Raw genomic sequence first — 13,226 nt, 5'->3', positions numbered from 1 at the left:
AATCTTATTTAAAGAAAAAGTATAAAGGCATGGCCGCAAATCCCAGAGGAATTAAAACGCCAAACACCCAGACACCCAAAAACCTGATGAGGGGTACAAATTTATTGTTATCCCATCCCAGTGTTTGGAATGCGCTTCTAAATCCGTGAATTAAATGGAATGACATGGCAGCCATTGCAATAACATATAATGCAACATACCACCATTGCTGGAAAGACTCGTTAACAATTTTGTACAAATCCTTTGCAATTAAAACTTTTTTGCCAGCTTGTGAATCCACATAATCGGCATGAGCCGGCTCGGCAACACTTGCATTGAATGGAATTGGCGTTACTTTAACATCCTGCGGATCAGTTAAACTAACTTCATATTTTGCATACGGCAGTTCGCCCCAGTGATATTGAGCCCAGAAATTACTCATGTGTACAACAATAAATACAAGCAGAATGGTTCCTAAAATCCCCATGTTGCGGGAAGTCCAGGGACTGTTTGCTTCTCCTTTATAGGATGCATAAGCTACCGGGCGGGCTTTTTTATTTCCAATTGTAAGCACCAAAGCGTAAACAGCATGAATAATGATGGAAGCATACAGCAAGTAAGAGATAATTTTAATTGGTGGAAAATGGGTCATAAAATAGGAATAGGCATTGAATGCCTGTCCGCCATCATCTTTAAACAACTGAAGATTACCGATTAAATGTACAACCAGGAAAGTACACAGGAATAAACCTGTTAAACTCATTATCAGTTTCTTCCCTAGTGATGATGAGAAAGTTTGTGCGAAATTGCTCATTACCTCGTGTTAATTTTTATTTTTAAGAGTAGCAAAAGTATTTAATATATGCTGAAAAATATACAGCATTTAGCTATTAACCCATGTTTTAAATCTATTTAGAAACAATCTAATCATTTATGAAACATCGCACAATTACAATCTATCCGGCTTCAGTAAATACCAGCCTTTTTTATCCGCCATGACTGACCGGAAACCAAAAGCGGATTTAATAATAACATGAAAATTTTAAGCCTGCAAATAATACACTTCACATACGGCAAAGCATTTCCAATATAATTACTTATCAGAATTTTATATAATAAATAAGGACAAAAATTTTCTTTTTAAAGAAAATCTATTCTTAAATTTAATTCTGTCTCAGATCAGTTTCAGATCATAATAAAAGTATGACTCAGCAAACTACCAATTCTAATAGCACACCCATCACTGTTGCCGACGCCTTGTTGCATTATCTCTCTCTGGAAAAGGTAGATCACGTTTTTGGAATTCCCGGAGGAGGTTTGGCCAATTTGCTCACCGCTTTTAAAGCCAAAAGCGATCAGTTCAAGTATATTATCTGCCGCCATGAAACCGGTGCAGCATATATTGCCGATGGTTATTGCCGGGCAACGGGAAAAATGGGTGTAGTTATGGTAACCTCCGGACCGGGAGCTACCAATGCACTTACCGGAGTTATGAATGCCCAGAATGATGGCTCAGCAATGATGCTTTTAACCGGCGAGGTAGATGAAAGCTATTTTGGTCTGGGTTATTTGCAGGAAGGCACAGACGCTAAATTAAATATTGAAGCCATTTACGCCGCCGCTACCGGTTACAGCGCTATGATCTCTGACAGTTCTGACTTTGAAGCAATTTTTAAGCAGGCCTTGCGGGATGCACTATCCATCCCACGCCGCTCGGTGCATATCAGTATGCCCAATAATGTTTCTTTCGAAACGATTTCTAAGGCTGTATTGCCAGACAGCACAAATAGTTACCGGGTAATTCCTTCCGGCGCTCCCATTGAAGATGCCGAAAGGGTTATGAGCGTTTTACATGGCTCCAAACGGCCATTGATTTTTCTTGGAAATGGCTGCCGCGAAGCTCTAAAAGACAATTTAAATTGCTTTATCAACTTTGTTGAGGAGTATGGAATTCCGGTAATAACTACTGCCGATGCCAAAGGAATATTTCCGGAATCTCATCCCCTATCGTTAAGAGTGTACGGTATTGCAAACTGCATGTGGCCTTATTACTGGATGACCGCAGAAAGCAGCGAAGATGCATACGATGCTCTGTTAATAATAGGCTCCTCGCTGGGGGAACTTTCTACCAATAAGTGGCTTCCTTTATTGCAACCTGCAAATGGCCCGCTAATTCAGGTAGATATTGATCAGTCAATAATCGGAAGATCTTTTCCGGTGAGCCATGGAATAGTAGCAGAAGCAGGCGCATTTATTCGCGATCTGGAAAAACTAATTCCAAAATTTCCGGCAGATAAAAAACTTGTTGAAACCCGCAAATCTATAGTTGAAACTATCAAAAAGCAGTACCCCGCCTTTATCAATCCGGAGCAATACAATTCAAATTCCAACCCGATTGAACCCGCCGCATTAATGCGCAGCTTACAAGAATCTCTCCCTGCAAATAAAGAAACTAAGCTATTTATAGATGCCGGTAATTGCGTAGGATGGGCGGTTCATTATTTAGAAATCGCTCCCCCATGGGCTATTCACAGCGCTTTATCTATGGGCCCGATGGGATTTGCTGTTGCTGCTGTTATTGGTGCCAAGTTCGGTCGCCCGGATGCAACCTGCATTGCCATTGTAGGCGACGGTGCATTTATGATGCATGGAGCAGAAATATCAACGGCCAGGCAGTATAATATAGGCGCCATCTGGATAGTACTGTATGATAATAATTTATCCATGGTGAGTCAGGGCATGGATCAGTTTTTCCCTGATAAAGAACATCCCGGAGAATGGGAGAAGCTTTATGAGCTTGGCAGTCCGGATTTAAAAAAATTCGCTGAAGGTCTGGGAGCAGATGCCTATTCAATAGACGAACCTGAGGAACTAAACAAAATAATGCCTTCCGTTTTAAAACTTGCCAATGAACAGAATCGTCCCCAGGTGATAATTGCAAATATCAACCGCAAAAGCATACCTCCTTATTACAATCCATTATATGCACCATCAAAACCCAAATAACCAGCATTCAGGAATTTGAAATCCTTGTTATACGTCTAAATAAATCGCTCATGAAAAACGAACAGACAAAAAACGCAGAATATGATGTTGTTATAGTTGGAGGGGGAATATCCGGAATATATACCGCCTGGAGGTTGATAATGGCTGAGAAGATTAATACCCCATTTATCTCAAAATCAAAAGATCAGAATTTACGGATCGCCGTTTTTGAAGGTAGCGACCGGATTGGGGGGCGCTTACTATCTGCAAGGCCTCCGGGTTTCCCGAACATGACCTGCGAAATTGGTGGTATGCGTTACGTTTCATCACAGAAATTAGCCTCGAGCCTGATAGAGAACAAACTAAACCTGCCCCGGCATGAGCAAAATGTGGATGAACCAATAAACATTGTCTACACCCGTGGTCATAGGTTACGCAATTACCAGCTTTCAGATTCGGACGTACTGCCTTATAATTTAAGCGAAAAAGAAACTGAGTGGCTGAAAGAAGGAAATACCGCGAGTGATTTAATTGGCTGGGCCGTTGAGCAATTATTTCCGGATGTAAAAACCCTAAGTGGTGAGAATCTGGAGAAATTTCTTCAAAAAGCTACACTGGATGATATTCCACTTTATCAGCATGGCTTCTGGAATATTCTGGCCAAAGTGATGAGCAATGAAGCGTATCAGCTGGCAAAAACAACTGTTGGTTATGATTCCCTGGGGATGAATGCAAATGCAGTAAATTCTATTGCAGAATATTTCAACTTCACTCCCACGGTTAAATATTATTTATTGAATGATGGCTATGATGCTGTTCCCTGGACCCTGCAAAAACAATTTGAGGAAGCTGGGGGTGAAGTGCATTTAAACTCCTGGCTGCAATGTTTTGAAGAGAGCTCATTATCCGACGGTTCGGGCGGAGCGGTGCTTTCTTTCAAAACTGAAGGAGGAATGAAATCCGTAAAAACCAAATCAATCGTATTGGCAATGCCGAAAAGATCTCTCGAATTGCTGCAACAGAAAGGTCCGGTTCTGGATCCTGTAAAAGCTCCTCATGTTCGCTTCATGATGAATTCTGTAGAACCGGTAGATCTGTATAAAATTTTTCTGGCTTATGAATTTCCATGGTGGGAGAAAACGTATGTTAAAGCCGGCCGCTCGCTGACCGACCTTCCTCTCAGGCAATGTTACTACTGGGGTGTTGAGGGCCAGCAACCGGGAGCTGACCCAAATAATAAGAATTCGATGATCATGGCTTATAATGATATGAGTAATTCTGAATTCTGGGGCGGTTTAAGAGATTCACCTCTCGGACCCGGCAATACGATAGAGTGGCCACTTCCGGTTAATCATAAAATCAGGAGCCTGCTTTCAAAAAACAAATCTTTTGAAAGGAAACCAATGCCCCATGCCAAAACAGATCAGGCAGATGAATGGGGTGACAGGCTGAAAAAAAACTGGGAAGACCGGCCTGCTCCTCATAAAATGGCTATGGAAATGCACCGGCAATTAATGGAAATGCATCATGTTAAAGATGCGCCCGAACCATTAGAAGCTGCTTATATGGACTGGTCTGATGATCCCTACGGAGGCGCAGTACATTTCTGGAACTCGGGCTACAAATCATGGGAAATACTTCATGAAATGACCCGGCCTGTAGATGATTTCCCATGCTTTATTTGTGGTGAAGCTTATTCTACCAATCAAACCTGGGTTGAAGGAGCTTTGCAAACCGCTGAAATTGTGCTGCAAAAACATTTTAAATTATCAGAACCTGACTGGCTGAAAAATGACTGAGAACCTGCCCCGTATCACCGGATTAGGCTATGCTGTTCCGGATAAAATCCGATTGAATGATGATCCGGTCTTTAGCTGGCTGAAAAAGAATGTAACCGATGGTGAAAAACTTTTTCAGGGATATGAACAAAGGCATGTTTTGGATAAGGATGAAGATCTTATCTCGATCATGCTTCCAGCCGCAGAAATGGCGATGCAAAATGCGGGTGTAAGCCCTGATGAAATTGATTTGTTAATTGGGACAGGATCTGTAAGTGAATACCGTAATCCCAATATGCTTTCCTTATTGCATAAAGAACTGAAACTTACAAAAAGAGTATGGGTGCTTCCGGTTGATTGTGAATTTTCAAATTTCAATGCTTCTGTATTACTTGCTGACGGACTTATAAGATCGGGAAGAATTTTTAATGCGCTGATTTGCGTGGGAGGTAACTGGACCCGAAACGTTAGCTATGAAACACCACAGGCAGTAAGTGCAGGCGATGGTGCCGGTGCAGCGGTTCTGGCAAACTGCAGCAATCAGGAAAAATGGACGCTAACTGATCAATATACTATCACAGAATCTCAGTATTACGGCAGTATGTTTTCTTGCGGAAAAAGTTTTGAAATTTCGCCGCCCATAGGAAACAATGAAAAGTTGTGGACAGATACATATTTTCAGATTAACGATGAAGGGATTGCGGGATTTAAAGATTTCGGAATCAATTCTCCGCCGCAGGCCGCCCTTGAACTTATGCGGAAACATAACTTAAAAGGCTCTGACATTAGCCTGATTTCGCATCAGGCCTCATCCGTATTGATGGACCATTGGAATGATGTTATTCAACCCGCCCAGTATATTAACAGTATTAAATTATTTGCAAATATGGCGCCTGCCAATATTCCGGTTACGCTGGCCTGGTCAGAGAAAAATGATCCGGCAAAAAAAGATCATTTAATTCTGCTTGCAATTGGCCCTGACATGCATACCAACGCAATGCTTTTTGAGCGGAAGACTTAATTTTTAATAACCTTTTAAGATTGGGAATATAGTTTCTTAAGATATGCTGCTTTGCCAAAAGCACCCCATTTCTCATACGCTTTAATTGCAGGTTCCAAAGCTGTTAATTCTTTACCTTCAGCCTTTTGGAGGATCAATTTACATTCCTGAAGTTGGGCACTATCATTTAAAAACCCTCCTATTTCAGCCAATTTTTCAGCCTCTGTAAAATGCCCTTCCGCAGTAGTTAAACCACCCTGAACACCTTCTAAAAAAGCTTGAATAATAAGCGCTTTATGTTTAAAATTTACAGGACACATTTTGGCCCAGTTCTGCATGGTTTGAAGAGAATCGCTGGCAATCTCTATTAATTTATCTTTGTCCTTCCTATTACCCTTCAACACGCCTATTAGTGCTGCGATTGCTTTGTACTGTACCAGATCAATTTCAGCAATCTGGCCTTCAAATGCTTTAAGTAAAGGTTTTACCTGTTCTGCCCAATCCAAAGCAATCTGCCAATTACCGAAATGGGTATGCAATTTTACCCTTGCCACTAAACAATAACCAACCTGATTACCCAGCTCGGTATTACAAATGGATGATATATCCTGGTCCTCATTAAATTCCTCATCTGTTAAAGAAAGATATTCCGACGTTTCTCCGGCAAGAGCTTTGGCAAACTGCAATTCAAGTATAAGATGAAATGCCGCATTCATTACTCTTTTCTGATTCAGCGCCAGATGTGCTCGGGCAAAATCCATTACCTCCTGCAATGGTCGGCCACATGCCGTTAAATACACTACGTAACCGGATAAATTGAAGCATGCAAATAAAATATCGCCTGATGCAAATCCTGCGTTTGCAGCAGATAAAGCTAGTGGCAGGCTGTAAGAAAATGGATTAACCCAATGACTGTGAAACCAGGTATGAACAAAAGCCACATTGGAAAATAACGTGCGGCCATTTTCCTCATCAGCCTTTATAGCAAGTTCACTCCAGGAATTAGCACCCAGATAATCTCCGGTCATGCCTTTATAAATGATAGAATAAAGTGAATAAACAACTGCAACATCTTTTGAACTTCCGTTTTCAAGCGTCATCCTTAAGCAGCTTACAGAAATTAGTGCAAAGAGATCAATCTGCTGACTTTGAAACGCAAAAGGAGCGATGCGCAGCAAAATATTTATTGCACATTCAACTTTGGGATCATCCAGTTTTTTTAAAGAAAGCAAATCTGAAGGAGAACGCTTATCCATTAAAGCAGCGATCACCGCCATATTCTCACCAATCTTCTGACCAATTTCTGAGGGCTCGCGAACAATATGAACGTCAAGAAGTGTAACACCACGCAAACCGATATCTACTGACTGTCTGGCAAAACCGGTACTGAACAGCCTTACAGATTGTTTTTCCAGATAAGCGGCTGCTCTGATATTCTCTCCGGCTTTTTCCCAGTGAAATGCAAGCCGTGCATAAAAAGGAGCCAGATTATCTTCAAATGTATTTTCAAACCATTCTGCAATTTCATAATGCAATTCTTGTTTTTGATCAAAAAGAAGCATTTCATACGCAACATCACGGGTAATGGCATTATTAAATGAGTATCCCTGTTCACCATCAATAACTTCCTGAAGCAGAAGCCCCATCTTATAATCCTTGCTTAAAAAAGCAGGAACCATTGTTCTTTCCTGAAGTACAGGGAATATATCCTGAATCAGATCAGTTGAAAACCGCAAACCTGTAACACTCGCAACTTTTAAAGCCAGTTTCGGACCGTGCTCCAGAGTATCTATCCTTCTGCTTAAAGTGCCCTGAATAGTTTCAGGCAAAGGAAAGTTTTCTAAATTAATACCGCCTGCCAGCTTGCAGGTTCCGTTTTCAATAATAATTGCTTGCTCATTAATCAAAGACTGTATAAGTTCAAAGCAAAAGAATGGATTACCCTTAGACAGCGATATTAAAGTCTCATTTATTTCATCGGGCACTTGCGGAACTCCCAGAGCCTTGCTGATGAGCTTTAACTGATCCTGCTCTGAAAGGCCTTTAAGCTTATAATGTATTGCCCCGGCCTCTTTTAATGATTGAATTTCTTTAATTCCTTCCGTATTTTGAACCGATACGAGCAGAAAACAATTTTTCACATTAGCAGCAACTTCTATTGCAAGTTTCCAGGATGCATGATCCAGCCATACAGCATCATCAATAATAATAACCAGGGGAGTTTTCTCAGCCGCCCGGCTGATCAACTGAACCAGCAGTTTCTTGGTTTCAGTAAATTTTTGCTGTACAGAAAGTGATCGCACCGTTTCGCTTTCTGGAAAATCAGCAGCAAAAACCACATTTAACAGGCTGACCAGATCTGCAAATTCATCGCCCAGAAAGTTAGTAATAACCTGCTGCTTTGATAGCTGATTAAGGCTTTTATCCAGACCCATCAATTTTGAGAAAATGGCTCTCCATGAAAAATATGGTATTCCGCGTTCTACCGGATCACCTAAACCTGTTAAGACCAGATTATCTCCGGACTCGACGTTTCTCTGGAAAGCAGACAGCACTTTAGATTTCCCCAGGCCACTTTCCCCTTCCAGAATCAGAGAGACGGCTTCGCCGGAAACAGCTCTGGAAAAGCAGGTTTGGAAAAGGGCGAGCTCATTCCTCCGGCCTATTACCGGCATTTCTGTCACTTTATTATCTTCCCTTGCAGCTCCTGATTCCAGCTCCCATATCTGCTCTTTTTCTACCAGTCCCTTAATAATAACCATTTTAGGCAGAGAAAAAACAAACTCATCTCTTGAGGCTTTCATAGTGGGTTCATCGCAGCATACATTCTTTAATTGTAATTGAGCCAGGCGGGAACCCAGATTGACTACATCCCCAATGACTGTATATTGGCGAAAAATATTATTTCCAATCAATCCACAAAAAGCTTTTCCGCTTGTAACACCAACACTATTGGTGTATCCCTCCTTGCCCAGAGCGTCTTTAATATCAATAGCTGTACGCAAACTTCTAACCGGATTATCTTTATGAGCAGAAGGAGGAGGACCAAAGATTATTAAAATATTTGCTGATTTCTCATCAAGCCAGACCTGATTTAAAATCCCGTCATACTTTACAACAATGGGACCTATTATTTTAACTGCGTTCTGAATTAATTTTGCGGCATCCTTACTGTTTGAACCGGCAATATGCAGTTGTGTAAAAACGATAGAAACCGGTCTTAGTTCATCAATCCATTTGAGCTGTTCAAAATCCAGGTTATGGGATAAAGGTTTTGGAAGATAAACTTTTAACGTACTGATTGCTTGGGGGCTTAAAAAAAGATCGGCCCTGGCGGGAGATGAAACTGAACCGGCACTCCCATCCAATATCCCCGAATGGTAATTAGCCGGGAAATATTTGAGCTCAGCACCCAAAGTTTCAATAATTGCCGGCGATACCAGCACCTTGCCCGGCTCCCTGTTTTTTGCAGCCTGCTGAAGATCATTTAAAGCTTCGCCTAAAACGGTATAAAGCCAGCGTTTATCGGTCCCCCCTAATTCGAGTAACTGACAGGGTCCGCAGGCGGTAACCACATGCAGCAACAAGGGATTGCCGAGATCATCCAGTGCTCCTTTATTGTTTAATATTTCATGACCGCAGGCTATGGCCATTTTCGCCATGGCGGGTAAGTCTTCGGAACTACAATGCCAGGCTGCCAGCACACCATCACCGGCAAAAACCATCGGCTCGCCGCCAAACTCTTTGAACATGTTCAGCACAAAATCATAATGACTCTGGAGTATTTTTGACAAACGCTCAACTCCATTTACATGATCAAGCAGCAAGCGGTTTGACATCGGAGAAAATGCACATATATCAATCCACAGCAAAACCGCCTGATCGCCGATTAATTCAGACACCGGTTTTCTGGAAGGATCTTCGTTAAATTGCTTACGCAGCAGTGCAGGAACAAAACTTGAAATAATAGAATCAGATTTGTTATTAATTGAGGGCATAGATACTCCATTAAAACGTAGATGCTTAGAGTCTTAAAATCAGATCAATAATGATCACATGACTATTAAATTACCCTTAAATAAATTAATAAAAGATAGGAAGATTTTAACGATTGAACAAGGGCATAATTTTCTGCACTATTAAATAAAATGGAAATTAATAAAAGGTTTATAAAGCAATAACTTTATGTTTTAAAACGCCGAAAACATGATCTCCATCTTCACATTTTACACATGCTTTGCCGGTAAATTTTCCGAATGCCGGAACAAGTGCCTGCCTTTTTCCAAAATGAAAACATGGCAGGGTTACAGATTGACGGCCTTTGCCTCTTAGCTTAACGCCCGGATGAATGTGACCGGAGATAACATATTCTGAAGTTTTGGAAAGTGCAATTTTCTTTAAAGGTTCGTGCGAGAAAAGAAATGGGCCTATTTTTAAAGTATCATGTACCCTGAACTGAGAATCTATATAATGCTGCTCATGTAGGATATCATGATTTCCGCGAACCAGAATCATTTCAACATCTTTATGAAGATCACGCCAAAGAATAAACCAGCCCCAGTCGTTATTCATATCACTGTGGAAGAGATCGCCTAAAAATATAATTGATGAAGGTCTATACTGAACCATCAGGTCTGAAAGCATTGCCAGATCTTCCTGTTCCATGGAGCGGGGAATAGCAATACCAGCTTTACGAAAATGGCCTACTTTCCCGAGGTGAACATCTGCTACAATTAATGCATTTTCCTCAATCCAGAAAATGGATTTTTGAGGTAATAGAAGAAAATTCTGATCGAGAAATTTAAAATCAAGAGGAGTGGCAGAAATCATTCCTCCAAAAATACAAAAAGCCTTTCCGAATTCCGAAAAGGCTTTTAATGATTTTAATTGATTTATCTCACCTGGAACTGGTATCTCATTTGATATCCATCAGGAGTAATGGCATTTATTGTGGCCATGTTATTTTTACCCGAAGAAATAGCAGATTCAATATCTTCAACTTTAGTAATTGCTTTTCCGTTGATAGATACAATGATAGTTCCTTCAGGAAGTTCAATCTGGTCAAAAAATCCGCCCGGACGAACCTGAGTAACTATTAACCCGGAATTGATTTTGTATTTCTTTTTCAGTGTTTCATTCAGCGGAGCAAAGCTAGCCCCCAGATTTTTTTTCACCACCTCTGCCGACCGTGAATTACCCGCTGTTTTAACACTTTCTTCACCTTTTAACACTACAGTAGTATTGCGTTCTTTTCCATCACGCAAATATGCTAACTGAACTTTATCGCCAGGGCGCAAACGTCCTACCATTTCCTGCAAATCTGAGGAGGAAGTAATAGTGGTACCATTTACTTTGGTAAGAATATCTCCCTGCTGAATGCCGGCTGCCTGAGCGCCTCCACCGGGAACAATATCCTGCACATATAAGCCATTAATCTGATCAACTCCTAAAGCTTTAGCTCGCTCGGCGTCCAGATCCTGAAAGCTTACGCCGATATAACCACGCTTAACAGTTCCAAATTCGCGGAAATCATCCAATATTTTTTTAGCAAGATTAATAGGAATTGCAAAACCATAACCTTCATAATTACCGGTTTGGGATGCAATCGCGGCATTAATTCCAATCAGTTCGCCACGTGTATTTACCAACGCACCGCCGCTGTTTCCACGGTTTATGGCTGCATCAGTTTGAATAAAAGATTCAATAGCTGTATTCAGCTGAGGAGATCCATCGGGTGAAGGTCTGTTCGACTGATTTAAAATTCCGATACTTCTTCCCTTTGCACTCACAATACCTGCTGTAACCGTAGTATTTAATGCAAATGGATAACCTACAGCCAGAACCCACTCGCCAACACGTACGTTATCTGAATTTCCCAGTTTTACAATCGGAAACCCTTTGCCTTCAATTTTAATCAGTGCCAGATCTGTATTGGCATCACGTCCAATAATTTTTCCTTTCAGAGATCTCTTATCCGGAAGTATTACATCAATTATATCCGCGTTGTCAACCACGTGATTGTTGGTAACAATATATCCGTCATCAGAAATAATTACTCCAGAACCTGAGCCTTTCATCGGGCCCTGAGATCTGCGGCGGTTACCGAAAAAATCCTCAAACATATCCTGGAAAGGATCCTGCCCGCCACCTTCTTTTGCGGTAGCATTGTAAGTAGTTTTTATATGAACCACAGCAGGTGTTACAGCGGCAGCGGCCTGCGTAAAATCCAGATCTCCGGTAGATGAAGAAATAGGTGCTGAAGGATTATTTGTAAAATAGACTTTCTGCTTCTCCTCAAATGTAAGTCCGTTAGTGTATTTGTTTTCTACCAGCTTATACGTACCGATAGCAACAGCCCCGCCGAGGCAGGCTGCTAAAAAAGTTATACCTATCTTTTTCATATTTTGTTAATTATAAGATTTGATCAAGCATTCAAAATTAATACCACTTAAACGATTTAACTGCAAAACAGATGCCCTAAACAATGTTAAAAAATGTTAAACCCGAAATTAGTTTTTCTTTGCGCAACGGCTTTTTGTACTAAAAACCTAATAAATTGATTAGGTATAAAAATACTTAGTTGCGATCAATAATATCTACCTCTGGGTACTTCTAAACTAAATTTTACAATCTTTGTACTATTATTATGAACCTACAATTTTATAAATACGAGGGCGCAGGCAATGATTTCATCCTAGTGGACAACCGAAACCTGGATTTTGATCACAGCAATCCCGAATTGATTGAACGGCTTTGCAACAGGCGCTTTGGCATCGGCGGCGATGGTATAATGTTTATCCAGGAAAGCGCCGGGTACGATTTTGAAATGGTTTATTATAATGCTGATGGGAAACCTAGCAGCATGTGCGGCAATGGCGGCCGCTGTATTGTTGCCTTTGCCAAATTTCTGAATATCATTAAAAACGAAACTACCTTTTTGGCAGTCGATGGGCCACACTATGCCAGAATTTCAGAATCTGGAGATTGGGTGAGCTTGCAAATGATTGATGTGGAAAGCATTACAAAAGATGCAGAGGCGTTTGTTTTAAATACGGGTTCGCCGCATTATGTATCCTGCAGCACCGATCTTAAAAATAAAAATGTGTATGAGGAGGGAAAAAGTATCCGGTTTAATGAGACTTATAAAGATGAAGGAATTAATATAAATTTTGTTGAGGATTTTGGAGATCATTTATATGTTAGGACCTATGAACGGGGTGTTGAGGACGAGACCTTTGCCTGTGGTACAGGTGCTACTGCCGTGGCTCTCGCAATGGCTTTAAAAAAGGGATTAACCGGGCAGATTAACACAGAAATCCATGTTTTGGGTGGACAGCTGAATGTCAGATTCGATTATGATGGCACAAAATTCAGTAATATATTTTTAGAAGGACCCGCAACCTTTGTCTTCAGAGGCCAAATTCAAATTTAAATAATTACCCAAAGGCATAATGCTTAAAGTATTTCTTCCTATTCTGTAATGG

Annotated in this window: 8 protein-coding genes; 4 read left to right on the top strand and 4 right to left on the bottom strand. The window is 40.9% G+C overall.

From position 1 onward, the window contains the following. Positions 1-4: 4 nt before the first annotated feature. Complete coding sequence (locus G521_RS0105445) at positions 5-793, bottom strand: succinate dehydrogenase cytochrome b subunit (RefSeq protein WP_026897634.1); 789 nt, start codon at positions 791-793, stop codon at positions 5-7. 389 nt (positions 794-1,182) lie between these two features. On the opposite strand from G521_RS0105445, the gene G521_RS0105440 reads away from it, so the two are divergent. From G521_RS0105440 to G521_RS0105430, 3 genes are read left to right on the top strand one after another with little or no spacing between them, the layout of a single operon-like run. Further along, on the top strand, positions 1,183-2,985 hold the full coding sequence (locus tag G521_RS0105440; protein ID WP_026897633.1) for a thiamine pyrophosphate-binding protein: 1,803 nt from the start codon (positions 1,183-1,185) through the stop codon (positions 2,983-2,985). Positions 2,986-3,035: 50 nt separating this feature from the next. Further along, positions 3,036-4,763, top strand: a complete 1,728-nt coding sequence (locus G521_RS16575; RefSeq protein ID WP_036678200.1) for a flavin monoamine oxidase family protein — start codon at positions 3,036-3,038, stop codon at positions 4,761-4,763. Further along, a complete protein-coding gene (locus tag G521_RS0105430) occupies positions 4,756-5,763 on the top strand; it encodes a 3-oxoacyl-ACP synthase III family protein (RefSeq protein ID WP_026897632.1) in 1,008 nt (335 codons plus the stop codon). The genes G521_RS16575 and G521_RS0105430 overlap by 8 nt, the downstream gene beginning before the upstream one ends. Positions 5,764-5,777: 14 nt before the next feature. Here the strand turns inward: G521_RS0105430 and G521_RS0105425 are convergent, their stop codons facing one another. The 3 genes from G521_RS0105425 to G521_RS0105415 form a co-directional block, all read right to left on the bottom strand. Beyond that, the gene (locus G521_RS0105425; protein WP_026897631.1) at positions 5,778-9,740 is read right to left on the bottom strand and encodes an AAA and adenylate/guanylate cyclase domain-containing protein; all 3,963 of its coding nucleotides are present in this window, start codon (positions 9,738-9,740) and stop codon (positions 5,778-5,780) included. A 169-nt stretch (positions 9,741-9,909) separates the two neighbouring features. Continuing rightward, positions 9,910-10,572, bottom strand: coding sequence for a ligase-associated DNA damage response endonuclease PdeM (pdeM, locus tag G521_RS0105420; protein WP_036678198.1), 663 nt, complete (start codon positions 10,570-10,572; stop codon positions 9,910-9,912). Positions 10,573-10,634: 62 nt separating this feature from the next. Further along, positions 10,635-12,143, bottom strand: a complete 1,509-nt coding sequence (locus tag G521_RS0105415; RefSeq protein WP_026897629.1) for a Do family serine endopeptidase — start codon at positions 12,141-12,143, stop codon at positions 10,635-10,637. Between the two features lie 245 nt (positions 12,144-12,388). Here G521_RS0105415 and dapF point away from each other — a divergent pair, with 245 nt between their 5' ends. Beyond that, positions 12,389-13,174 carry a diaminopimelate epimerase gene (dapF, locus tag G521_RS0105410; protein WP_026897628.1) on the top strand — a complete coding sequence of 262 codons (786 nt, stop codon included), beginning with the start codon at positions 12,389-12,391 and terminating at the stop codon, positions 13,172-13,174. Positions 13,175-13,226: the final 52 nt, after the last annotated feature.

The sequence above is a fragment of the Daejeonella oryzae DSM 19973 genome, from assembly GCF_000422945.1.
Classification (GTDB): domain Bacteria; phylum Bacteroidota; class Bacteroidia; order Sphingobacteriales; family Sphingobacteriaceae; genus Daejeonella; species Daejeonella oryzae.
Note: the sequence above shows the minus strand (reverse complement) of the source record. Positions and strands in the feature narration are given on the sequence as shown.